This is a genomic window from Legionella bozemanae (assembly GCF_900450575.1).
Classification (GTDB): Bacteria; Pseudomonadota; Gammaproteobacteria; order Legionellales; family Legionellaceae; genus Legionella; species Legionella bozemanae.
Map to the genome: position 1 here is coordinate 2,120,587 of NZ_UGGY01000001.1, position 24,489 is coordinate 2,145,075.

Genomic DNA, 24,489 nt, shown 5'->3' on the forward strand with positions numbered 1-24,489 from the left:
ACTAGAACCAAAAGTTTGTTAGATAAAAGTCCAAACAAAGTCTGTTCTAAGATTCCATAGGCAGCCAAAGTGAGTTTTCTTTAGCGCATTTTTTTGCAAGTTCATACCCTGCATCCGCATGACGCATGACACCGGTCGCCGGATCATTATGGAGCACTCTTGCCAAACGTTTTGCAGCTTTATCAGTACCATCTGCAACAATCACAACTCCAGCATGTTGTGAAAATCCCATACCTACTCCACCACCATGATGGATGCTAACCCAAGTTGCACCACTCGCACAATTTAATAAAGCGTTGAGTAATGGCCAATCAGATACCGCATCACTACCATCAATCATCCCTTCAGTTTCACGATTAGGGCTGGCCACTGAGCCAGAGTCTAAATGATCCCTTCCTATCACAATAGGCGCTTTAACTTCCCCATTACGAACCATTTCATTAAAGGCCAATGCTAAACGAGCACGATCTTTTAACCCAACCCAACAGATACGCGCCGGCAATCCCTGAAATGCAATTTTCTTCTTCGCCATATCCAGCCAATTATGCAGATGTTGATTATCTGGAATTAATTTTTTAACCATTTCATCAGTGGCATAAATATCTTCAGGATCTCCTGATAAAGCAACCCACCTAAAAGGCCCTATGCCTTCACAAAATAAAGGTCGGATGTAAGCAGGAACAAAACCTTCAAATTCAAAAGCACTTTTTTCTCCCGCTTCAAAAGCCATTTGCCTTATATTATTCCCATAATCAAAAACAGGAATGCCTCTTTTTTGGAATTCAAGCATTGCATGAACCTGGACCGCCATAGACTGTTTTGCTGCAGTAACCACTTTATCCGGTGCAGTTTTACGCAATTTTGCTGCCTGCTCTAAAGTCCATCCAGCAGGAAGATATCCATTTAAAGGATCATGAGCACTCGTTTGGTCAGTAACTAACGCTGGAGAAGCTCCTCGCCGAACCAACTGAGGAAAAATTTCTGCAGCATTTCCTAAAACAGCCACAGATAATGGGCTTTTCTTTTGACACGATTCATTTATCCATGCCAAAGCTTCATCCAAGTCCGTTGTATACCGATCCAAATATCTTGTTTTAATACGTTTTTCTATTCTTGATATATCACACTCAACAGCTAACACACTCGCTCCTGCCATTGTACCGGCTAAAGTTTGTGCTCCTCCCATTCCACCTAAACCACCAGTTAAAATCCAACGTCCCTCTAAACTTCCTGCGTAGTGTTTACGAGCAGCTGCAACAAATGTTTCATAAGTACCTTGAACAATGCCTTGCGAACCAATATAAATCCAGCTTCCTGCAGTCATCTGTCCATACATCATCAAACCTTTTTTATCCAACTCATTAAAATGTTCCCAAGTAGCCCAGCGCGGGACCAAATTAGAATTGGCAATAAGAATTCGAGGTGCATCTTCATGAGTGTTAAAAACACCAACAGGTTTACCTGATTGAATTAACAGGGTTTGTTGATCATTTAATGTCTTGAGAACATCAACAATTTTGTTAAAACACGCCCAATTACGAGCAGCCTTCCCTAACCCCCCATATACGATTAGAGAATCTGGATCCTCCGCCACATCCGGGTCAAGATTATTGCACAACATACGAAGCGCCGCCTCAGTAAGCCAGCTTTTGGCTTGTTTTTCATTTCCTCGATTAGCTTTAATTACTCGATTTGTCTTATAGTCTTCCATTAAGAAATGCTCCATAACGAAAATAAAATAGAAGCATCATACACCAGAGCTATTTCAGAGCATAGATATCAATTTTAGTGGCGGACTATTTGAGATAAATCTTTATAAGTTTAGCTCATAAATATCTTATAATAATTATTCACTTTGATTACTATAATTACTAATTACCACTCATAATGACCTTCAAGAGAACACATTGTCTATGATCTCTCATGATACTATGTTATAATTGGGTTACCCTAAACTCACATATTTAAATAAAGTGCACGCCAACTCTGAAAAACACCCAAAGTCACTCCGTATTTTTTTTGCAACTGAAATGTGGGAACGATATGGTTTTTATGTAGTTCAATCTCTTTTAGCACTTTATTTAGCTTTGCATTTCAAATGGCCGGATAAGCAAGTTTATGCATTAGTTGGCTCATTTACTGCCTTGACCTACCTTTCCCCTGTGGTAGGAGGCTGGATTGCAGATAAATTAATAGGGCAAAAACGCGCTGTTTTACTCGGTGCAGTTGTACTCTTTGTGAGCTATTGTATCTTATCATCAGTCGATAACACTACTGTACTTACAGCATCTCTTGCAGCAATTGCCGTAGGAACGGGACTATTGAAGCCGAATATTTCCTCCCTTTTAGGAAATGAATATCTTACGGGATCTGCTCGTCGTGAGAGTGGTTTTACTATTTTTTATATGGGAATTACTACAGGTATTATTTTAGGAACCACACTACCAAGTATATTAAACGAGTATTTTGGATGGGTTGCCTCTTTCACCAGTGCTGCAATTGGGATGATCATAGCTTTCCTCGTTTTTTTGCATGGTATCAAAAAATACAACATTAAAGACTACAATCCTTTTGTTTTTCAATATAAAAAAATCGTTACCGCCATTTTCTTAATGGTATTCCTGTGGTCCTTATCATTTTATATTTTAAATTCACCTCAATTAGCCAATCTTATATTTGGACTGGTTGTATTGTTCTCAGCAGCTTATATCTTATATTCAGTCAGCAAGGAAGATGCCAATCAATCACGTCAAACTCTTGTGATTGGTTTATTGTGTATTATTTCAGTAGTATTCTGGTCTTTCTATTTTCAAATGTTTATGTCATTGACTCTATTTATTTCACGAGTTGTTGAGCCAACATTTTGTGGTATTCATTTCCCAGCGCCTTATTATGTAACGATTCAAAGCGTAGGAATGCTGATTATTGGTTACTTTCTCGCCAAGAAAAATCCCAAACTTAACTTGGTGGAGCGTGGATTAAGTATTGGAAAAAAATTTCTGCTTGCTATATTTATTACCACAGCAGCTTATGCTGTTATTGCTTTAGTCAGCAACTTCACTGACAAGAATGCATTACTCTCACCTCTTTTAATTATCCCAGCTTATTTAATGTTTTCATTGGCTGAGCTTCTATTATCTCCAGTAGGATTATCTGCAATTACACTTCTTGCAGACAAAAACAAAGTGAGCACCCTGATGGGTATCTTTTTTGTTTCTCTGGGAATTGGCGGATTTTTATCAGGCAAACTGGCTTCATTAACAGCTATTCCTTCGGGCGAAACAAATATTGCAGTATTAAAAACTCTTTATGCTGCAGCATTCACTCAACAATTAGGAATACTATTTATTGCTGCTTTATGCTGCCTGGTCTTATTTGCAGTAATCAAATTCTTATTAACTCATACGCATTCAACTGAGTCATCATCTTTGAAATTGAAACAAAATGGAGCTTAGGCACCATTTTGTTTCATCTACCTCAAAATAGAGAATCCCTACACTCTTAATGCAAAAAAATGTAACGTCTCAATAAGTCGGGGCAAATTGCATTTTTCCTCTACGTCCTACGGCTTGTCCGCAGGATCCAGAGATCCAGGCACAGAGCGAAACTCCTGGATTCTGCGGACAAGCCGCAGAAAGTAGGCTGTGCTTTTTGCCCCGACTTATTGAAACGTTACAAAAAATAAAATAAGCTTATGATTAATAAATATTTTTTTGTATTAACCAGCGATTTTACCTGTAATTGAGTTGCGCAGGTTCATTCAGCTCTTTTTAAATAGGGAAAATACTGCTATCATTCGGCGCTTTTTATAAATAATTAGTCTCATTTATGTCAAATCAAAACCCAATGTTAACTAAACTGTTGCAGTTGCTTGATGACAATCAAGCTATTGATGTTAAAGTAATTGATGTTCGAAAACAGACGACAATTACTGATTATATGATTATTGCTTCAGGACGTTCTTCTCGGCATGTTAAAGCAATTTCACAAAAAATAATGGAAGATATGAAATCTGCTGGCTCTCCTGCCATGAATTGTACAGGACTGGAAACCGGCGACTGGGTGCTTATTGACTTTAGTGACTTTATCATTCATGTCATGCAGCCTGAATACAGGCAATATTATAATCTGGAAGGCCTGTGGGAAGAGCCGATCAAAGATTAAATACTTTTATTAAATCATTATGTTAAAAATCACCATCATTACTTTAGGCAATAAAATGCCCGACTGGGTTAACCAAGGGGCTAATGAGTATGCCAAACGCTTAAATGATGGTGTTCAACTCAAACTCATTGAAATACCATTGATTCGCCGAGGTAAATCATCAGATTTATTGCGAATATTAGAAAAGGAATCTGCGCTTATCAAAGATGCTTTACCCAATAACGCACGAATTATTGCTCTGGATATTGAAGGCAAAGCATTTAGCAGCGAAGAATTAGCGCTTAAAATATCTCAATTACAACAAACAAGCAGCCATCTCTGCTTTATAATCGGTGGACCCGAAGGTCTTTCTCCAGAAATACTTAAATTATGTAATGAACGTTGGTCTTTATCAAAACTCACTCTACCCCACCCCCTAGTCCGCATTATTTTGTTAGAAACTTTATACAGAGCCTGGTCTATTATTAATAATCATCCCTATCACAAGTAGAAATTCCGGATACGGGGAGAAATTTAGTAAATAGGTGTGACATAAGCGATGCAAACTGGAGTCTCCAAGGTTTCTACTGCAATCCATGTAGGGATTCACTTATGGTATTATAATCAAATTTGAATCCGCTATCGAGTAACCTCTTCGGCTGTACTCGTTCGGAATCCGTTAATACCACAGATGATTCACCGATTATTAATTTTAAAGCTGATTCCGGAATTGGTACTCCCGGTCCCCACTTAATCAATCGCAACTCGTTCAACATTTCAGAATTACTACACGGCTGCGGAGCAGTGATATTTATTGCGCCATCAATAATGTTGTTGTTGCTCGCAATAAATTCAATAGCTTTCGCAAGATCCCGAACATGTACAAAAGGTACAAATTGATGACCAGAACCAAACCTGCCTGCATTGAAAAAAGCAGATCGTCTATAATAGGGTAAAAGACCACCAGTATTAGATAAAACATGTCCAATTCTTAAATTAACCACATCACAATTCGCTCTCTTTGCTCTTTTTTCAATTTCCTTACAGACTTCTACTCTGAATTTTGTTCCGGGTTCACCACCGACGACTGATTCGCTTTCTTCAGTCAAAATTGCATTGCCGGCATCACCATAAAATCCAGCTGCTGAAGCTTGTAGATACTTTAAAGGTTTTTCGGAGGCTCTTTCTATATTACGAATTATTGTATCAATTACTTGAAAGCGTGATTCTGCTATATCTGATTTTACCGAAGAGCTCCATCTTTTAGCACCAGGATTTGCTCCACTTAAATTTAATATAATTGTATTTTTATCAATTAGCTCTGACCAATCTTCATCAATGCATCTGACTTTGACTCCTTCAATATTTATTTGAGTATTCACAGAACGACTTAAGCAATATACGTCATACCCTTTTTTGATAAACTCCAAACACACTTCTTTCCCAATCATTCCAGAGCCACCTGCTATAATGATCCTTCTATTTCTTACCATGTTCCTCTTATCAATTTTAAAATGGCCATAATAATGCAATAAGGTGCCTATCATAGGAAAAGTTACTTTGCCATCAAATTCCCATCCATGTTTTGTTGGTTTTTCGCTCCACTCTGATTTTGGTAATAAAAAAGAGGGTAATGGGATTTTGAATGAATCAAAAAAGGTTATACCTTGGGATTCATATTTTAGCGACTTATCGGATTGAAGCGTTACTTTATAGATAAATCGAATAGCATTGTCCAGAAAACCACCCACACCTTCACTTAAATACATTTGTCGGTTAAATCCGCAATATAGCGAATGTGTGGTTGAATATGTTTTCTGTTGTGGCGTGTTGTAGCCAAATATTCTGTTCCAACGTTGTACATCTTTAGATAAATTGATGACCTCTGCGTAAAAGGGTTGTTGATTCATATCACTGGGAAAACCTGCAAAAGTTCCGAGTATCTTTGCAAAAGATGTAGGTTTTTCTACTGTAACAACACCTAAACCACTACCCCCGACACTAGAAGTTTTAAATTCTTTTACATGCGCATCAAGTAAACTGGAAGTAGGGAAAAGTCTACCGAATAAAGAAGATAACGAATCATCCGTGATCGATAATCTAGGTACTTGCCAATATAGTGACTTTGTTGAGCCACCTAAACTGAAAGATACCGAATATTCAAATATGCGTCGTTGCAGCGAAGGCACTAAAGTAGTAGCTGTACGCATTATGCCATTTCTTAGCATTCTAAGTAATGGATTTTTAACTTGTCCTACTGTCGCAACTAAGTCCGCGACATTTTGAACTCTTTTAGCATTTGGTTTTCGTTCTCGCTCATACTCCGATATACCTTGTAAATAATCAACTCGGTTCAGCTTGGATGCCAAACAAGCTGCATCTTCTATACACAAGCCAGCTCCCTGAGCAATATTCGGTGCAGTAGCATGAGCTGAATCCCCCATTAGCACAACCCGATTGTCTTGTGATGTCCAAGGAAATTTTTCAACCCCTTTAATTTTGGCAATGTCAGTTCTTATTATTTTATTTGTTAGATGAATTAACTCTTCATAATTAACTACAACATCTCCAGAATCTGTATGAATTGGTTTCCATGAACGAACCAAATCCATTAGAAACTTCTTAGTGTCTTCGTCAGTTACTTTAACACCATTAATTGGCGATAAATATTTGTGATTTTCTTGCGTTTTAATGGCGATAAACCAAAAGACATTTGGTGGTTTTAGCGGAACATAACCAAATCGAATTTCATGGTTTCCATACTTTTTAGATTTGTAAGTTCCCCATGTTTCGAATGATGCTGACCACCATTTATGTTTGGAATCTACAGGGATCTCAGTATTTGCGCGAAAATAAGTATAACCCAGATCGGTCTCGAGGACTGGTGGGAGTCCTAACTCAGACATGAGACAATTTCTGATTTTTGAATGAATGCCATCACAAGCGATGAGTAAATCACCTTTACATGATTTATTACCATCAATATTAACTACAATTTTATCATTATGTCTTTTGTATCCGTTAATTTTTTGTGATGTAATAATTTCAACATCCTCTCTATTTTTTAAACCGGCTAGCAGCATATTTATTAAATCATCGCGGTTTAAACATTGAACAGGAAATCGGTCTCCAAAATCTTCATTAGCTCTTGCCAATATCCTTCCATTAGAATCCCGATAACTAGGGAATGGCATAGGAAACCCATTTTGTTCAATAAAATTTTGGTAGTTTGGCATATTCTTCAATACCAATTGACTTGACGGCCAAATACCTATACCTCCACCGATACTTTCTTGATTAGAAGAATAGGGTCGGGATTCTAATATGGTTACATGAAATTTAACTCTTTTATTCCCATGAACTAATAAATTAGCCAAAGTCAATCCCGAAATCCCACCACCTATTATTACAACATGAACTGGTTTACCCATATCTCACCCTTTGATACCCAACTCGTTGAAGGACTTATTAATAGACTATTTATGCATTTCTATTTAATTAAGAAAAATACATCATGTAATGAAAATTAACTAACCGAGGAAATATTAAATTGATATTAAAATTGGAACAAGTAAGAATGACTTTTTATAAAAATTAAAAATAGGACCATTTGCTAGTGATCAACCTTTTCTACTCCTGCATATAATGGATTATGGATTGGCTTTCAGTGAATTGAGTTATTTATATAGATTGTCTAAAGGAGTAAGATTTAGAACATATTGATAATTACCGAGCTACGTCTACAACGCTGCTCGGTAAATCAGTTAATCGAGTTAGGTGTCCCTTTATTTAGGAATATAGTCTCTTTCTTTTTCTTCAACTTCCTCGCCATTCATTTCTCTTTCAATATCATCATACATCTGTGATAGAAGTGCTCCTGATCCTAAAGTGTCTTCTGAAACACTTGCACCATTCATTGGCGATTTTAAAAATCGAAAGATACTGTGCATGAGGGATCCAGCTTCTGCTACCGAAATATCCTTCCTCAGCATTTCAGCCTTATCTTTATCCATTAATCCGTTCTCTTTTAATAAATCGCCTTCCTTTCTTTTTTTATCTGCAGTCTTTTTTAGTGTTTCTATGATTTGCTTTTCATGAACAAGATCCTTTATTTTATCCTTCGTGGAGCCCTCAAATTTCTTCTGGGATTCCAATTGAGCACTAAAAGCATTGAGCTCCTGTTTGGTCAAAGGAATTCCTTGCTCATCAAGTGATTTATTAACTGCACTCACTGGAGTACTGCAACCTTCAGTTCTATGAGCTAATTTTTCCCTTCGAGGGCAATTATATTCTTCTTTTGATTTTTCATTACCGAACAGAAATTGAGAAACCGCACCGAGTAATGAATATTGTTCTTTAAGAATGTCAGTGGGGACAGGTTCGATATCATCTTCTGCACGTCGACAATCTGACTCAGAAAACTGATATCCCATTTCGCCGAAATTATCATTTTCTGTGCTATACTGAACTGAACCGTATTCTTCATCAGATTGGTCTTGAAAGTCGAACTCCTGATTTTCCTCAACCACTTCAGTGACTTCAACTTCTTCAGCTATAGAATATTCATCCTCGCTCTTTTGAGCATCATAGGTCGGGTGGAATCCATATTCATCGAAATCGGAGATAAAATCCTCTGCTTCACTTTTTCTGTAAGATTGTTCCTCTTCAACAACGATACTAGTTTGCTCCTCTTCAACAATACTAGGTTCATCCTGGCCCTGTTGGTCCTCATGGGTTGGATGGAATCCATATTCGTCGAAATCAGAAATGAAATCTTCTGCATTATATTTGCCCTTCATATTTTCCCCCTTGTTGTAAAAAATAAAACTTACAAGGCTTATTGTACTGTTCAAATATTAAGCAACCCTTAATTATGTAAAACTTTTGATTATTTTATTCTAAAATTGAACACAAATATTTTTTGATATAGTTTATCTGCAGGATCATTGTGTATAAGATACGTAAGATTTCTGTGACGATCTCATTAATCAAAGATGAGATTTTAGTAAAACCTAAATGTTTAAAAAAAACACAATTTATCATATAATTCCTACAAAATTTAATAGGAGGTTTTAATGCGTTCCCGCTTTTTTACAAAAAATTCCATGTATCAGCGTTTTACCACCCAAAAAGCATTGCTTGATAAATACGCTGATGGTTTTTATGTAGGTCTTTGTAAACCACTTACAAATAAATATGTTGAAATGTCACTGAAAGGGAAAGAGGACGAATGGTTACAAAAACCTGATCATGAAATTTATAAGGATGCTGTTGAAACTGAAAATCATCAATACAAACTTGATAGTGAAGGCAAAGATGGACGACACTCAGCTTTTGAAGGCTTAGAACATGAAGATCTTGAAGTAAAAGCTGAAACACTTACTAATCCTGATACTTTTGAAAAATTTATGGATAACTCCGATGTTGCCATAATTTCTTATCATCAAAATACCGGCGACGCACATCAGGTCGCTTTTAGGAAAAACAGAAAAGAAGGTAACTGCTCATTCTTTGATGCTAACCGTGTAGGAGGTCAAATAAAAGGAAATTGCCCATCCGTTAGAAAATTTATGAGCGCTTCCATTAAATCAGAGATAGATGAAGAGTTTGATGCCCTGGTGGGACTCTTAAAACCTCCTAAAGCTTAAGACGATCACTATCTAAATCGAGGAGAGGTAAGGGACGGAGAGCCTTATGCTTCCGTTCTCTTGCATCACCCAACAATACAGTTGTCCTCTGTGGCGAGTTTCAAGAGGTCTAATACTGTAAGAACTAAAACCTATAGTAAAGCATGCAATTTTAAGTTACTATGCAGGTTTTTGAGTCCAGCTTAACTGACTGTGCGTCAATGAGTCGAAATCAATCTTTTAAAAATTACCGGTCAGAATCCCAGCATCAACTCTTTAGAATTAATCTGCTGGTGGCTTTCCTTATTATTTTATCTTTAATCCTTGTTTTAAGACTGGCATTTTTGCAAATTTCCGAATTTAAAAAATATCAAACCCTCTCTTTAAAAAATCAAATGAGTATTATTCCCATTGCTCCACCCAGAGGAGTAATTCTTGATAGGAACGGTGTATTGCTTGCAGAAAACATTCCTGTTTACGTACTGGAAATTATCCCTGAACATGTTAAAAACATGGAGCAAACATTAGCTGAATTACAAAAATTAATTCCTTCGATTACAGAAGAAGATATCAAAAATTTCAAACGTACGCGAAAGCAAAACCGCTCTTTTGTACCCATACCTGTTAAATTAAAATTAACTCAAGAGGAGGTGGCACTTTTTGCCATCAATCAATATCATTTTCCCGGCGTTAGTATTAAAGCGCGTTTGATGCGCCATTATCCTTTAGGTGAGATCACAGCTCATGTTCTGGGTTATGTTGGTCGAATCAATGTTGAGGAATTAAGGGCAGTAGATCCAACTAATTATCGTGCAACAAACTTTATTGGCAAAGCAGGTGTTGAGAAATATTATGAGGATGTGCTTCATGGTAAAGTTGGATACCAAATGGTAGAAACCGACGTCAGTGGGCGCACTCTAAGAGTCATTGATAAAATTAATCCTCATTCAGGAGCAAAACTTTATTTAAGTATTGATGTCAGACTTCAACAAGCAGCATATGAAGCACTCAAAGACAAACGAGGCGCAGTTGTCGTGATTAACTCTAAAAATGGCGAAATCTTAGCTATGGTGAGCTCTCCAAGTTTTGATCCCAATATTTTTGTCGGTGGCGTAAGTACTAAGGAATACAAAAAATTGTCAAATACCTTACAAAGACCGTTATTTAATCGAGCAGTACGAGGTGTATATCCTCCTGCATCAACAATTAAACCATTTGTTGGTCTAGCAGGTTTAGATAAAGGGTTTATCACCCCTGCAACCACTATTTACGATCCGGGTCGATATAAACTGCCTACTGCCAGCCACATCTATAGGGATTGGAAAAAAACAGGCCATGGAATGATTAATTTTAAAAGAGCAATCACTGTTTCCTGTGATACTTATTTTTATCAACTGGGAAATAAAATGGGTATTTCCAATATTGAAGATATGCTCGTAAAATTTGGTCTGGGCCATTTAAGCCATATCGATCTTTATGAAGAAGCTGCAGGTATTGTACCTAGCTTACGATGGAAAAAACAAACTAAGGGAGTTTCTTGGTATCCTGGTGATACCTTAATTACTTCTATTGGACAAGGTTTTATGCTTGCTACGCCATTACAAATGGCAAATGCCACAGCCTCGTTAAGCCAACATGGACAGCGGTTTAGGCCTCATTTATTAACGAAAACTGTAAACAGTGACAGTGGTGAAATCAAACGATACAAACCAGTTGAGGAGTATCCAATTTACCTTAAAGATGAAGCAAACTGGGACATCGTTGCAGATGCAATGCACAACGTTTTAACCAGCAACGAGGGAACAGGTTATCGATTTGGGCGCAACCCCCCTTATCCAGTTGCTGGAAAAACTGGTACAGCACAAGTATTTAGCGGCAGACAATATGAAAAAGTAAAATATGAAGACATCCCCGAAGCATTACGGGATAACTCATTGTTCATTGCATTTACTCCGGTTGAAAAACCTGAAATTGCACTGGCTGTTGTTGTAGAGAATGATGTTGCTGCTTCCACTGTTGCACGTAAAGTGCTTGATACATACTATCAACTTTATCCGATGAAATCTCATGAACAGACGACACACTAAACCCGTTTATCGGTTTACTACAAAATCACTCCATTTGGACTTTCCCTTATTGGGGTTACTTCTTTTATTGATCAGTTTTGGCCTTTTGATTTTGTACAGCGCCTCCAATGCGAATACAAGTATGATTTTGCGCCAATCCATGAGACTCATTTTTGCATCCCTCATTATGATTGTGCTCGGTTTTATCCCTCCTCATAAATATAAAATATGGACTCCGTGGATATATAGCGTAGGGTTGACTTTATTAATTGCCGTGATGCTTATGGGGAAAATTGGGAAAGGAGCACAACGCTGGCTTGAATTGGGTTTATTTCGCTTTCAACCCTCTGAAATCATGAAATTGGCTGTCCCAATGATGGCTGCATGGTATTTTGATCGGCAAGCTCGCCCTAGCAGCTGTAAATCTCTTACTGTTGCAGGACTCATTATCTGCGTTCCCGCGCTGCTTATTGCAAAACAACCCGATTTAGGTACTGCGATTATGGTGGCTGCTGCTGGACTATGTGTTGTATTTTTAGCTGGAATTCGTTTTAAAGTTATTTTGTTGCTCATACTTCTAATAGGCTCTGCCATTCCAGTAGTCTGGCATGTCATGCATGATTATCAAAAACAACGTGTTTATATGCTGCTTGATCCAGAACAAGACCCACTTGGAGCTGGATATCATATTATCCAATCCAAGATTGCCATTGGCTCAGGTGGACTTGCTGGAAAAGGTTGGTTACAAGGGAGCCAGTCTCATCTTAACTTTTTACCCGAACATGCTACAGACTTTATCTTTGCAGTAACAAGTGAAGAGTTTGGCTTCGCAGGTGGATTTGCCATTATTGCCCTTATTGTTTTGACTTCTCTAAGAGGTCTAAACATCGCATCTAATGCCCAAACGACATATACCCGCCTCTTAGCCGCAAGCCTTGCTATGTCCTTTTTTATGTCCGGCTTTGTCAATATTGGGATGGTCATGGGAATTATTCCGGTTGTGGGCATTCCCTTGCCTTTAGTCAGCTATGGAGGCACTGCAATGGTTACCTTTTTAGCGAGCTTCGGGATCTTGATGTCTATTAGTTCCCATAAAATTTTATTTAATAGCTTAAATTGATTGTAATGTGAGCACATTGTGGCCCTGGTATTTTGTAGCCTGAGCGCAGCGGATCCCGATATGGTATGCTGTGCTAAAACGCCCAGGGTCCGCTCCGCTGCACCCAGGCTACATTATTTAAAAAAATTTAAAAAAATTCTGCTACTCGTTCATAACTTCGACGATGAATGGCACAAGGCCCAAGTCGACTTAATGCTTCTCGATGAGCAACTGTCGCATATCCTTTATGTTCTGCAAACCCATAGCCGGGATAAATCACATCAAGCGCTACCATTTCTGCATCTCGGAACACTTTTGCAAGAATTGAAGCGGCACTAATTTCGGGGATTAAATTATCACCTTGTGCAATTGCATTGCAAGGAATACTCAATTTTGGCATGTATATACCATCCACTAATACACGATCCGGCTTGATGGGTAGCGCTTCAACTGCACGCTGCATCGCGAGCAAAGTTGCATGATGGATATTTAAGATATCAATTTCATCTACCTCTGCCCTGCCATATGCATAAGCAATAGCCTGCTCCTTTATTTGCTCGGATAATAATTCGCGTTTTTTTGCGCTCAATTTTTTCGAGTCAGCAAGACCCTCTATGGGATCTTTTAAAATAACTGCTGCAGTTACCACTGCACCTGCCAAAGGACCACGTCCTACTTCATCTACGCCAGCTATAAGCATAATATTCTTCTCTTTCTTTAATCAGTATAGTCATTGGGCATTAACGTTGGCTAATAATACTCTTTTAAAATTGATTTATCATCCAAGAAATGCGATCATGCGCACAAATAATTGACATATGAAGATAATGAGTAAAATTCGTTGTGCAGTCATCGGTGTAGGTTATTTAGGTAAATTTCATGCACAAAAATATCAACTTCTTCCAAATGCAGAGTTAATTGGGATTTGCGATCTGAATCCCACTGTGTTGGAAACAGTATCACAGGAATTGCATGTTCCTGGCTATAATGACTACCATGGCTTATTTGACAAAGTTGACGCAGTGAGTATTGCTGCAACAACGAACAAACACTTTGAAATCGCCAAAGCTTTTTTAGAGCAAGGCATCCATGTTTTAATTGAAAAACCAATTACTGAGACTGTAGCTCAAGCAAAAGAATTAATTCAACTTGCTAAAAAACACCAAGTAAAAATACAAGTTGGACATCTTGAGCGTTTTAATTCAGCACGGTTGGCTTTGGATGAATATTTAGAAACACCTTTATTTATTGAATCAGAACGTTTAGCTCCATTTAAACCACGTGGCGCTGATGTTAACGTAATTCTTGATGTCATGATCCATGATATTGATTTAATTCAAAATATGGTAAAAAGCCCTATCGTCTCAATCCTTGCTCAAGGCACACCGATACTTACCAAAGCGATTGATATAGCAAATGCTCGAATTACATTTGCCAATGGGTGCGTGGCTAATCTTACGGCCAGCCGCGTCAGTTTTAAAACAGAGCGCAAGGCCAGGATATTCCAAAAGAACTCCTATCTTTCAATTGACTATCAGAGCAAAAAACTTGCTGTATTTAAAAAAGGGACTGGAGAAATGTTTCCTGGAATTCCCGATATTGTTCGAGAAGAAAAAGAATATGAGCAAGGTGATGCATTATTTGAAGAAATAAAATCATTCATCAAATGCATCCAGCAAGACAGTACTCCACTTGTAACCGGTGAAGATGGTCTCCACGCACTTGATGTTGCAGAAACAATAACTTCGCTTATCCAGAATAACTTAATTGAACATCATGCAAGACTCTAAACGCATTAGACTTTTTTCCAAACTCGCTGCAGTGAGGAAAGTGCGAGGCAAAGCGGAGCACAGAACCGGAGTATACACGCCGGTACATGAAGATTCGAGCACCGCATCGACGAAGCAATTTTCCACCGAAGTAGAATTTGGAAAAAAGTCTATTGTTATTATTGCAGGTGAGGAATCTGGCGATGTTCATGCATCCGTTCTGATTCGCCAATTAAAAGCTGCCTATTCAAATATCGAAATTAGTGGAATTGGCGGCAGACACATGCAGGAAGCTGGAGCCCAAATAATTACTGACTTAGCTCGCTTTGGTGTCACTGGACTTACAGCAGTTATCCGCAACCTTAATGTAATCCGCAAGGCTTTTTTGGCAATTAAAAAACATTTAAATCAGCAAAAGCCGGATCTACTCATTTTAGTAGATTATCCGGGTTTTAATTTAAGACTGGCAAAATATGCAAAGCAAAAACTAGGAATTAAGATTCTGTATTACATCAGCCCCCAAATTTGGGCCTGGAAAGCAAATCGCATTCATCTTATCAAAAAATGTATTGACCAAATGGCAGTTATTTTGCCTTTTGAAAAAATTATATATGAGAAAGCTCAAGTTCCAGTGAGTTTTGTTGGTCATCCTTTAGTAGAAAAAATAACATCTGTTGATGATTGCCAATCACAACGCAAAGCGTTGGGCCTTCCTCAGGAGGCAAACATTTTTGCCCTTCTTCCCGGAAGTCGTGTTAACGAAATAAAATATCATATGCCGGTGTTGCGCGACACCGCTCTAATTTTGCAGCAACGTTATCCCAATTTACACTTTGTAATTCCCATTGCAGATACAATTAATCCAGAAAAAATCAAACATTATTTTTCTAACCTAAATTTACCTGTTAGCTTTGTACAAGGCCAAGCAGTACACTGCATGGCCGCCGCAAATTTTGTTATCGTTGCATCAGGAACTGCCTCTCTTGAGTGTGCTCTATTAGAAAAACCGATGTGTATTATTTACAGATCTTCCTTTCTTTCCTATGTGTTGGCAATGAAATTTATCAAAGTCAAATTTTTTGGTCTATGCAATCTTTTAGCGAATAGAATGATTATCCCTGAGTTTTTACAATATGATTGCAATGCTCATGAATTGACCCGTTATATTGATCTTTTTTTCAATGATCCAGAGCAACCTACGAAAATGATTTCCCATTTAAATAGGGTAAAAAACTCATTGTCTTCAGAAAAATCCGATCGCTCATTATTTAATCTTGTGGCCAATGAATTGCTCGAAAAAAATGCATAGTTTTCTCTTAAAAATATAGAATATCAATTATCCTTCATGTACAATTAATTTTGCTTTCATTTTGAATGTTAGCAATTGGAATGTGTGATTTAATTAATAATAAGGAAGTTAAGATGACTGTCATTGAAACACCTGAAGCTACATTAAGCATAACGAAACAAGATCAAGGTCTGCAAGATTTGGTCTATAGTTTAGTTACTCGTTTTCTTGCCGAAAATAAAAGCAAAAACATTGATGATCTTTACGATATGATATTATCTGAAGTTGAGCCTCCATTACTTCAAGCAGTAATGGAAAAACGTCGTGGCAATCAACTGCAAGCTGCTAAGATGCTAGGCATTAGCCGCGGCACAATCAGAAAGAAACTCCAAAGATATTTTGGGACTAAATATTTTCGTTTAACTGACGAATAATAATATTTTAAAACTCAGAAATTATTTAGATTTAACAAAGGCTCGATATTCGAGCCTTTTTTTTACAATAAGCATAAATTGGCTTTTTTAAGGATAAATATGTGATGAAGAAAATAATGTATCTCACACCGTTAATAGGCCTTCTAATCACCTCATGTGTTACTGATAAACCCGATGTAATTGCAGATGACGCAGGCAATTTGCATTACACCACTCCCTATCAAGATGATACACGAGGCCGCAACATATTTCCCATGAAACGAGATGTCCAAGGCAAAAAACTCTTTATTTTTGACCCTAAAGCTGGTGCGTGGGCCGCTTATGACGCCCAAGGGAATAGAGTTATGACAGGTAGTGCTTCTGGTGGAATGGATTATTGCGATGATATTCATGAATCGTGCCGTACTGTTGTCGGAACCTATCATGTATTCAATAAAAAAGGAGCCGACTGTAAATCTAATGAGTACCCTATTGCCCGCGATGGCCATGTAGTAGGAGGCGCCAAAATGCCTTATTGCATGCATTTCCATGATGGGTATGCGATTCATGCTGCATATGAAGTGCCTAAATACAATAGCAGTCATGGCTGTATTCGTGTTTTACCTGGGGCAGCAAAATGGCTCAATGAACATTTCATTGATGTAGGAACAGCTGTATTAGTTCTTCCATATGCATAACACATGACCTATCAATCAATTCTGGAAAAGTAAGACTATCATTTTCCAGAATTTTTTAAAAAATGATACTTATTGACTCTCTAAAACACTTATATAAAATGCCCACTAAATATTTACGGAGGGAATTGGAGTATGTCGCTATCAACATTAAATCTTGAACTTTCAGTTGAACAAATAACAGATAAATACATCGAGAGGTCTAACTACTCTACTTTGCGTAACTCATGTATCTTTTTATCGCCAATTCCTTTTGTAACCAGCGAAATTAAGGTTCTACTATCTCATATTCTTCAGATTGATCAGCAGGAATCAGCTTCTAAATTAACATTAGATGCCTGTAAAAAACAACACCAATACGATTTAGATGAACAAAGACGTGATCATCAAGAGTCGGAGGATGATTCTCTTTTGGCAACTAGCTTAGAGTTTCAATTGCAACTCCTGCGTGAGAAAACAAGATCTAGAGAGGTAGAGATACAAAAGTACCAAGAGAATATTCATCACCTTCAAGTCCGCATAAAAAACATTGATGAACTTATTTTAGCTACTCGGAAGAAAGACGAAGAAACGCATCACCATCACTCCCATCCAGAGACTGTGGATCCTCTTTCAAAAACTGCTCATAGTCATTCTCATCCAGAAACAATCGAGCAACATGATGATAAACCCCATGCTCACCCGGAAGTTGCTTCGCATTTAAAAACAACTCATAACCACCCAAGTACAACACAACATGGACACCCAGAAACAGACTTAGAACAAGAGAAAAATATTCTTACAAAAGAACTAAGCTCGCTCCAAAGAGGCTTGAAGAGCGAACAATCACGTCATGAAGAGCTGATTGAAAGTCTAAATAAAATTAGCAAAAAACTTTTGGATTTAGCCGAAAAAGTAAAACAAAGACAGATACGAGCGAAAGCAAGAACAACAAGAGAAGTAGCACGTTTGGCAGATGATCCTACTTTATTGCAGCTTTCAGAAGAAAACCGTCATTCACTGAAAAAAGCTATTGAGGCAGAGCACAAAAAACTGCATCAAAAACAAGAACAATTGATGCAGCGAGCTATTGAGATAAGCTATCAAACTTATCTTACACGTCTTGAAATTTATTTGCAATCGACAACAAGTCAAAGTTACCAGGAAAATGAAGCGCTAAAGCAAATAATTCAACTCATGCATGAATACCTTTCAAGCAAAGCAGAAGAACAAAAAATAAGATTGGCACGAAATAACGCTTTTCTTGAGAAAGAAAAAATAGTAGCGGATAAGTCTCAAAAAGAAAAAAAAGTGGAACAATTTAAACAATCAAATCCGCAGCTAGCGTCACAAAATGTAAGTTTAGGCAAGGAAAGTGAACAATTAGAAATCGCTATTGCAGAACGTCGTAACTATAGGAATACTCTTCTCAAAATAGGATTACTTTTCTTTTTTTTGACGACTGGAGGGGCCGGCGCAGGAGTAGCTGCTGCAGGAGGTATTTTTGCGGTAACGCCTCTATTTATGGCTCCAGCCGCAGTGCTTGCTGTCCTTACGTTAAGTCTGTTTATTGCTGCATTGATTTACACAGTTAAAAACAGTATGGACAGCAATCAATTAAATAAAAACAAAACAATGATAAAAGATAATCGTGCAAAAATTTCCCAGCAAGATAGTGAAATAATTTCGCTTGAAAATGAAATACTTCCTCAACTAGCAAATGAAATAAGTGAGGCTGAACGTAATCTGAGCGTGCTTGATAAACGCATTGAGAGGTTACAGCAACAGGCTGAATTGAAATTAAACACGGCAAAACAAGTAACGGTGCAATATCCAAGCAGTCAGTTACCATTTATTGGGCAAGCTCAACATACCTCTCAAGCTGCATATCAAGATACAAGTACCCCGTCAGCCCCATATATGGATGAGTTTCTTGAAGGGTGTACGTTTCCCCCCTAATTAAAAATTGTAATGTGGGTGGAGTGAGGCAGAACTGCCATAAATGGCAGCTCTGCTACTTCCCTCTGCCACTATTCTTAAACTGGCAGTATAGTAGCCCGGGTGCAGCTAAATATTAAACTGCAGATGAAACCAATAATTTATTAATTCGATTTACAAAGTCTGCAGGATTATCTAATTGCCCACCCTCAGCTAAAACGGCTTGTTCAAACAGCATAGTGACCCATAATTCAAACAAATCATCATCCTGAATATCATGTAACCGTTTAATTAACTGATGTTCAGGATTTATTTCAAATACAGGTTTGCTTATAGGGACCTGCTGACCAGCAGCCTGCAAAATACGTTGCATTTCTAATCCCATATCTTGCTCATCTGCAACAACACAAGCAGGTGAATCGGTCAGCCTGTTTGTCACCATCACATCTTTAACCCGTGTATCCAAAACCTTCTTAATATGTTTTAGCAAAGGTTCAAGAGTTTTTTCTTGTTCTTTGATTTGCTCAGGTGATTCATCGCCTAACTCTACCTTTCCTTTGGAAATAGACTGCAGTTTCTTTCCTACATATTCACTTAAATAACCAACCAGCCACTCATCAACTTTGTCGCTAAGCAACAATACTTCAATTCCTTTTTTTCTAAAAATTTCTAGGTGAGGACTGTTTTTAGCCGCATTATAACTGGACGCAGTGATGTAATAAATTTTGTCCTGTCCTTCTTTCATACGACTGACGTACTCATCCAAGGTTGCTTCTTGTTTCTCGGAACCAGTTGCCGTTGTTGCAAAACGCAACAACTTGGCAATAGCTTCTTTATTGGTAAAGTCTTCAATTGGCCCTTCTTTTAAAACCAATCCAAACTCATTCCAAAACTTTTGATAGGTTTCCTTATCTTGAGCACTCATTTTTTCAAGCATGGCTAAAACACGTTTTGTACATGCAGAACGGATGCTCTCTACTTGTTTATTGTCTTGTAAAATTTCTCGCGACACATTAAGTGGTAAATCACTCGCATCAACAATACCTTTTACAAAACGCAAATAACGAGGTAAAAACTGAGTTGCATCGTCCATAATAAAAACACGTTTAACATAAAGCTTTAAGCCATGTTTGACTTCATGTTGCCATAAATCAAATGGCGCATGTGCGGGAATATAAAGCAAAGAAATATAATCATGCTTTCCTTCAACATGGTTATGCGACCAAATGAGCGGATCTTGGAAGTCATGAGAAATATGCTTATAAAGCTGTTTGTACTCTTCATCAGAAATATCTGATTTTTGCATTGTCCATAAGGCTGTTGCCTTATTTACCGTTTCATATTCGTTTGATTCTTTATCTCCATCCTGAGAAATTTTCTTCATAACAATTGGCCAGCAAATATGATCTGAATATTTACTGATAATACTACGCAGACGCCAATTGCTGAGAAACTCATCATTCTCATCTTTGATATGTAAGGTGATTTCAGTACCACGAGTTGCTTTATTTTCAGAACCAATGGTAAATTCTCCTTCGCCATTGGATTCCCAAATAATTCCTTCTTCGGGTTTCACTCCCGCTCGTCGGCTTTTAACAGTTACCTTATCGGCAACAATAAATGCTGAGTAAAAGCCCACACCAAATTGTCCGATTAATTGAGAGTCTTTTGCACTTTCCCCAGTTAAATGGCTCATGAATTCTTTGGTGCCCGATTTCGCGATTGTACCTAAATTGTCAACAGCCTCATCCCAACTTAAACCAATACCATTATCTTTAATCGTAATTGTTTTTAACTTCTCATTAACATCAATAGTAATTCTTAAATCAGAATCATTTTCATACAGCGAGCCGTTTGATAAAGCTAAGAATCTTAATTTATCCAAGGCATCAGAAGCATTGGAGATTAACTCGCGTAAAAATATTTCCTTGTTGCTATAAAGTGAATGCACTACCAAATGCAACATTTGCTTTACTTCTGTTTGAAAGCCCATGGTTTGTTGCTTACTTGACATTTACCTAATCTCCTATGACACATTTTCTTAATGATGTATGTCATATAGGGTTTGAATTGATAAATTTCAAGGGGTAAAGAATGAAATTTGCTATTAAATCTCTTTAAAAACTCGCTGCAGAGATAAATGCTATGACTAGTTTTTTAACTATCTGTCATGAACTCTGATCTTGTTACTTTCCTAAGTTCATCTTTTTCTTCTTCTTTGATAGTTTGTGCTTCGTTGGTGCTAAAAAAGCCAAGTCTGTGTATTGTGCCTCGATGGTTTTCTTCCGGACTAAGATCTGTCGTTTCTTCCTCTTCTATTTGTAACTGAGATTGCTGCAGAATAACTGCATGACCATGTTGAAACGATTCACCGTTATCCTTTAGAGAGAGTGTATCCGGTTCTTCTGTGATAGATTCAGGTAAGTTGAATCGTTTTCTTTTTCTTTCCAGTGAAAAATTCTGCATTAGATACAAGCCAGTAGAGGGGGTGGAATTGTCTCTGGGTGGTTCAAAGTATTTTAAAGGAGTCACGACATCAGATGCCATGTCATCATGCTTTTGTTTCTTTGCTTTGGAAAGCGTATTGAGGGCCTCTTGATAAGATTCCTGCCGATTTAGTAATTGATTAATATAATCTTCTGCGTAAGACCAATGTTCTTTTGAAAATGATTTTTTAGCAATCATTTCCAGGTCTTCCCTCGTGAGTTCCGCTATCCGACAAAGTGTTGTAATCAATTCAGTTCTATTGCTAAATAAAAGTTTTGCTACTGGGGCTTTAAGTTTTTTATTCTCATGGTCGATAAGACTTGATAAATAATGCCATGAATCCTCCTGGTCTTCATTAATTTCCTCAGAAATATAGGAAATTAATAAATTTTCCAATCGATCAGCCAAATTAGTGTAGGTATTCTCAAATACCGAAGAATGAAAGCTGCAGCCTGGATCAAGACGTACAGCAATAAATTCATCTCCTATGTTTACAAACCCAAAATTATCATCAGCCCAATCAATTTCCCCTAAAAAATGGCAAGCCACCATGATAGCGGTTAGCTGACGAATTTTTACCGATAAGATAGGTTTCTCGACACTCTCTGGCCAATTAAAAAATATCTCGCCTTTGGAGTCAATTCTAATAACCCGAACCCAATCTTCATAACGCTCTAACTCATTAGAAATGCGGTAGTATTTACCTTTTTCTTTATTTTTGGCTAAATAATAGTCTGGTTGAGGTTCGCCCAAAATAAACTTTAGGAGATTTCCCGAAAAAACTGCTAATTCGGCTGCTAGAAGAGGATCGGATGACCTTTCTAATTGATTATTGGAGGAGTATCTAAATGGCCTCCCTTCATGTTCACAACACAGGAATTCTGTTTTGTTAAAAACCATAGAATTGTGCATGCAGGTAAGCCTCACAGCTGCTTCGGGTGCTTTCGACTTATCCATAGACTCAACAGGAGTCTGACTCGTTTCAAATTTTAAATCCATAGCAAGATTAGATCAATATGTATATGAGCTAAATTATACAACTCTATTCTTAAAGTAATCTTAAGATGAGGTCCGATGTGCACACCAACCAGAAAATATTAGAGATGAATGATTCATCTTATGGGTTTGTTTATTCTTATCATTTAATTCTTTTGCAGTAGAATCGAAAAAAAAGTCTATTTAAGCTACTCGTAATCAAACCCCGGCATCGTTAAGGTCCCGCCGGAATGGATAATTAATACATTACCTTTCAATTGTTCAGTTTTGATGTATTTCCTTGACTCATAAAATAGCTTTGCTGCATAAATGGGATCAGCCAAAATCCCCTCTTCTCGTGCCAAACGTTTTATTTCATTTTTAATGGTTTGATTCACTGAGCCAAAAGCCTTGGCCGTAGTAGGGTAAAAACAAAGAAAATTCTGGGGAATTAGTTCAATCCATTGCTTTAGTTTATTTCGAAACGTTAGCTCATCATCAGCCAATAACAATACATAAACCCGGGCAGAATGACTTAATCGGTTCAAACCTTTAATAAGTCCAGCTGCAGAAAATCCTGTTCCCGAGTCAATAAAAATGTGTTGAAACGTAAATCCCAATGAATGCTCATTTAAAATAATATCATCAGCAAGGGTTAACGCACCGTTCATTGCTTGCGGAACACTTGCTCCTTCTTGTAAAACAAATCCAGGCTCCTTTAATGTCAGCAGGTAATTATTTGCCAATTCATTAACCTTCGACCAATCGTTACGAGCAACCCAGACAATTTCCTGCTCCTTAAGAAATAAACGACTTAATTTATAATTCCCGTGCAGCTCCAATTGCCAAGGCTGTATCAAGAAAGCTGTTACTTTCAGCTTAAATTCGCGCGCTAATTGTAATGCAGCAAGTAAATTGTTGGATTGGGATCCTGCAATAATAATTAAGTGCCGAATTTCTTGCTCAATCAAAAAAGGGAAAAGGCTAGCATATTTACGTAATTTTGAACCACTGATACCACAGCCTAACTCATCATCTCTTTTAACATAACAACTTACTTCTTGATCAGGAAATTGATTTAAACAATGTACACGACTGGATAAATTCCACATAGATTAAATATTTTGTAGCCTGGGTGCAGCGCAGCGGAACCTAGGGAAATAAATTGTATAGATAAACCCGGGTTTCGCTGCGCTGCACCCAGGCTACAAATCATTTTGTCACATTAATGAGCATCTCTTACGAAATCAAGATGGCTATCAGTTGAAGTTGATTCATGAAACTTATAACCCAACTCATTAAATTGCTTCAAGTGTTCTAAATCATCAAATTGATTTTGCATGAGAAATCTGGCCATTGTCCCTCGTGCTTTTTTAGCATGAATACCAATCATCTTTAGCTGATCATTTTTTCTTTCATAAAAATTGATTGTAATAATTGGATAATTCAATCTCTTTTCATCTACAGCTTTAAAATATTCACTTGATGCCAGATTAATCAATACTGGATTTTCCTGCGCTACTAACTGTTGATTTAGCGCATTCGTTATTGTTTCTTGCCAAAAACCATACAAATTCTTCCCTGCAGGATTCTGTAAACGAACGCCCATTTCAAGCCTATAAGGTTGGATATTGTCCAAAGGTTTTAACATACCATAAAGCCCAGACAAAATTCGCAAGTGATTTTGCGAATAGTCAATCGTCTTTTGCTCCCAGCTTGCAGCTTTTAAACCTTGGTAAACATCTCCCTGAAATAAAAGTAGAGCAGGATATGCGTGTGATGATGCTTTATTGTCCAAACAAAAATCTTGATAACGTTTATAATTTAATTCAGCCAAATCCTTGGACAAATCCATTAAAGCAGCTATGTCAGCAACTGATTTAGTTTTCATCAGTTTAACTAGAGTGTTGGTTTTATCAACAAACATAGGATTGGATGTCGTTCCGGGATAGGGCTTGGAACTATTTAATAATTTTTTAGCTGGTGATAATAAAATAAGCATAATCAATC

Annotated in this window: 19 protein-coding genes; 11 read left to right on the forward strand and 8 right to left on the reverse strand. The window is 37.5% G+C overall.

All coding sequences use genetic code 11. The features are described from left to right. Positions 1-46 precede the first annotated feature (46 nt). Positions 47-1,711, reverse strand: a complete 1,665-nt coding sequence (gene hutU / locus DY223_RS09255; protein WP_058459753.1) for a urocanate hydratase — start codon at positions 1,709-1,711, stop codon at positions 47-49. 262 nt (positions 1,712-1,973) lie between these two features. Between hutU and DY223_RS09260 the strand changes: the two genes are divergently transcribed. The 3 genes from DY223_RS09260 (at position 1,974) to rlmH (ending at position 4,654) form a co-directional block, all read left to right on the forward strand. Then, the gene (locus DY223_RS09260) at positions 1,974-3,455 is read left to right on the forward strand and encodes a peptide MFS transporter (RefSeq protein WP_082642463.1); all 1,482 of its coding nucleotides are present in this window, start codon (positions 1,974-1,976) and stop codon (positions 3,453-3,455) included. A 373-nt stretch (positions 3,456-3,828) separates the two neighbouring features. Then, a complete protein-coding gene (gene rsfS / locus DY223_RS09265) occupies positions 3,829-4,164 on the forward strand; it encodes a ribosome silencing factor (protein WP_058459752.1) in 336 nt (111 codons plus the stop codon). Between the two features lie 19 nt (positions 4,165-4,183). Continuing rightward, positions 4,184-4,654: a 23S rRNA (pseudouridine(1915)-N(3))-methyltransferase RlmH gene (rlmH, locus tag DY223_RS09270; protein WP_058459751.1), complete on the forward strand. Its 471-nt coding sequence runs from the start codon at positions 4,184-4,186 to the stop codon at positions 4,652-4,654. Positions 4,655-4,727: 73 nt separating this feature from the next. Here rlmH and DY223_RS09275 read toward each other — a convergent pair whose 3' ends face one another. Together DY223_RS09275 and DY223_RS09280 are read right to left on the reverse strand one after the other, a co-directional pair. Next, a complete protein-coding gene (locus DY223_RS09275; RefSeq protein WP_058459750.1) occupies positions 4,728-7,574 on the reverse strand; it encodes a TIGR01777 family oxidoreductase in 2,847 nt (948 codons plus the stop codon). A gap of 354 nt (positions 7,575-7,928) precedes the next feature. After that, positions 7,929-8,996, reverse strand: a complete 1,068-nt coding sequence (locus DY223_RS09280; RefSeq protein ID WP_131744460.1) for a hypothetical protein — start codon at positions 8,994-8,996, stop codon at positions 7,929-7,931. A 222-nt stretch (positions 8,997-9,218) separates the two neighbouring features. Here DY223_RS09280 and DY223_RS09285 point away from each other — a divergent pair, with 222 nt between their 5' ends. The 3 genes from DY223_RS09285 (at position 9,219) to rodA (ending at position 12,956) form a co-directional block, all read left to right on the forward strand. After that, positions 9,219-9,791: a hypothetical protein gene (locus DY223_RS09285; RefSeq protein WP_058459748.1), complete on the forward strand. Its 573-nt coding sequence runs from the start codon at positions 9,219-9,221 to the stop codon at positions 9,789-9,791. 200 nt (positions 9,792-9,991) lie between these two features. After that, on the forward strand, positions 9,992-11,857 hold the full coding sequence (mrdA, locus tag DY223_RS09290) for a penicillin-binding protein 2 (protein ID WP_058459747.1): 1,866 nt from the start codon (positions 9,992-9,994) through the stop codon (positions 11,855-11,857). Then, positions 11,838-12,956, forward strand: a complete 1,119-nt coding sequence (gene rodA, locus DY223_RS09295; protein ID WP_058459746.1) for a rod shape-determining protein RodA — start codon at positions 11,838-11,840, stop codon at positions 12,954-12,956. Before mrdA ends, rodA begins: the two co-directional genes overlap by 20 nt. Before the next feature lie 127 nt (positions 12,957-13,083). Here rodA and rnhB read toward each other — a convergent pair whose 3' ends face one another. Further along, a complete protein-coding gene (rnhB, locus tag DY223_RS09300; RefSeq protein ID WP_058459745.1) occupies positions 13,084-13,635 on the reverse strand; it encodes a ribonuclease HII in 552 nt (183 codons plus the stop codon). 127 nt (positions 13,636-13,762) lie between these two features. On the opposite strand from rnhB, the gene DY223_RS09305 reads away from it, so the two are divergent. The 5 genes from DY223_RS09305 to DY223_RS09325 all read left to right on the forward strand — a co-directional run bounded on the left by DY223_RS09305 (position 13,763) and on the right by DY223_RS09325 (position 19,038). Then, the gene (locus DY223_RS09305; RefSeq protein ID WP_058459744.1) at positions 13,763-14,725 is read left to right on the forward strand and encodes a Gfo/Idh/MocA family protein; all 963 of its coding nucleotides are present in this window, start codon (positions 13,763-13,765) and stop codon (positions 14,723-14,725) included. Then, on the forward strand, positions 14,712-16,013 hold the full coding sequence (gene lpxB, locus DY223_RS09310) for a lipid-A-disaccharide synthase (RefSeq protein WP_235810531.1): 1,302 nt from the start codon (positions 14,712-14,714) through the stop codon (positions 16,011-16,013). The genes DY223_RS09305 and lpxB overlap by 14 nt, the downstream gene beginning before the upstream one ends. A 113-nt stretch (positions 16,014-16,126) precedes the next feature. After that, entirely contained in the window at positions 16,127-16,426 is a 300-nt protein-coding gene (locus DY223_RS09315) for a helix-turn-helix domain-containing protein (protein ID WP_058459743.1), read from the forward strand. 104 nt (positions 16,427-16,530) lie between these two features. Further along, complete coding sequence (locus tag DY223_RS09320) at positions 16,531-17,103, forward strand: L,D-transpeptidase (protein ID WP_058459742.1); 573 nt, start codon at positions 16,531-16,533, stop codon at positions 17,101-17,103. 132 nt (positions 17,104-17,235) lie between these two features. Continuing rightward, positions 17,236-19,038, forward strand: a complete 1,803-nt coding sequence (locus tag DY223_RS09325; protein ID WP_058459741.1) for a hypothetical protein — start codon at positions 17,236-17,238, stop codon at positions 19,036-19,038. Positions 19,039-19,153: 115 nt separating this feature from the next. On the opposite strand, the gene htpG is transcribed toward DY223_RS09325, so the two are convergent. The 4 genes from htpG to yaaA form a co-directional block, all read right to left on the reverse strand. Beyond that, positions 19,154-21,031 carry a molecular chaperone HtpG gene (htpG, locus tag DY223_RS09330; protein WP_058459740.1) on the reverse strand — a complete coding sequence of 626 codons (1,878 nt, stop codon included), beginning with the start codon at positions 21,029-21,031 and terminating at the stop codon, positions 19,154-19,156. Positions 21,032-21,174: 143 nt separating this feature from the next. Next, positions 21,175-22,503 (reverse strand): hypothetical protein, encoded by a 1,329-nt coding sequence (locus DY223_RS09335; RefSeq protein WP_058459739.1) that lies wholly within the window; start codon positions 22,501-22,503, stop codon positions 21,175-21,177. A 185-nt stretch (positions 22,504-22,688) separates the two neighbouring features. Then, positions 22,689-23,591, reverse strand: a complete 903-nt coding sequence (locus DY223_RS09340) for a pyridoxal-phosphate dependent enzyme (RefSeq protein WP_058459738.1) — start codon at positions 23,589-23,591, stop codon at positions 22,689-22,691. 113 nt (positions 23,592-23,704) lie between these two features. Then, complete coding sequence (gene yaaA / locus DY223_RS09345; protein WP_058459737.1) at positions 23,705-24,481, reverse strand: peroxide stress protein YaaA; 777 nt, start codon at positions 24,479-24,481, stop codon at positions 23,705-23,707. Between the last annotated feature and the right edge of the window lie 8 nt (positions 24,482-24,489).

Bases quoted from the DNA above. Each gene is read 5' to 3' on its own strand.
- hutU (WP_058459753.1), bottom strand. From the start codon at position 1,711: ATGGAAGACTATAAGACAAATCGAGTAATTAAAGCTAATCGAGGAAAT.
- rsfS (WP_058459752.1), top strand. From the start codon at position 3,829: ATGTCAAATCAAAACCCAATGTTAACTAAACTGTTGCAGTTGCTTGAT.
- rlmH (WP_058459751.1), top strand. From the start codon at position 4,184: ATGTTAAAAATCACCATCATTACTTTAGGCAATAAAATGCCCGACTGG.
- DY223_RS09275 (WP_058459750.1), bottom strand. From the start codon at position 7,574: ATGGGTAAACCAGTTCATGTTGTAATAATAGGTGGTGGGATTTCGGGA.
- DY223_RS09285 (WP_058459748.1), top strand. From the start codon at position 9,219: ATGCGTTCCCGCTTTTTTACAAAAAATTCCATGTATCAGCGTTTTACC.
- mrdA (WP_058459747.1), top strand. From the start codon at position 9,992: ATGAGTCGAAATCAATCTTTTAAAAATTACCGGTCAGAATCCCAGCAT.
- rodA (WP_058459746.1), top strand. From the start codon at position 11,838: ATGAACAGACGACACACTAAACCCGTTTATCGGTTTACTACAAAATCA.
- rnhB (WP_058459745.1), bottom strand. From the start codon at position 13,635: ATGCTTATAGCTGGCGTAGATGAAGTAGGACGTGGTCCTTTGGCAGGT.
- DY223_RS09305 (WP_058459744.1), top strand. From the start codon at position 13,763: ATGAGTAAAATTCGTTGTGCAGTCATCGGTGTAGGTTATTTAGGTAAA.
- lpxB (WP_235810531.1), top strand. From the start codon at position 14,712: ATGCAAGACTCTAAACGCATTAGACTTTTTTCCAAACTCGCTGCAGTG.
- DY223_RS09315 (WP_058459743.1), top strand. From the start codon at position 16,127: ATGACTGTCATTGAAACACCTGAAGCTACATTAAGCATAACGAAACAA.
- DY223_RS09320 (WP_058459742.1), top strand. From the start codon at position 16,531: ATGAAGAAAATAATGTATCTCACACCGTTAATAGGCCTTCTAATCACC.
- DY223_RS09325 (WP_058459741.1), top strand. From the start codon at position 17,236: ATGTCGCTATCAACATTAAATCTTGAACTTTCAGTTGAACAAATAACA.
- htpG (WP_058459740.1), bottom strand. From the start codon at position 21,031: ATGTCAAGTAAGCAACAAACCATGGGCTTTCAAACAGAAGTAAAGCAA.
- DY223_RS09335 (WP_058459739.1), bottom strand. From the start codon at position 22,503: ATGGATTTAAAATTTGAAACGAGTCAGACTCCTGTTGAGTCTATGGAT.
- DY223_RS09340 (WP_058459738.1), bottom strand. From the start codon at position 23,591: ATGTGGAATTTATCCAGTCGTGTACATTGTTTAAATCAATTTCCTGAT.
- yaaA (WP_058459737.1), bottom strand. From the start codon at position 24,481: ATGCTTATTTTATTATCACCAGCTAAAAAATTATTAAATAGTTCCAAG.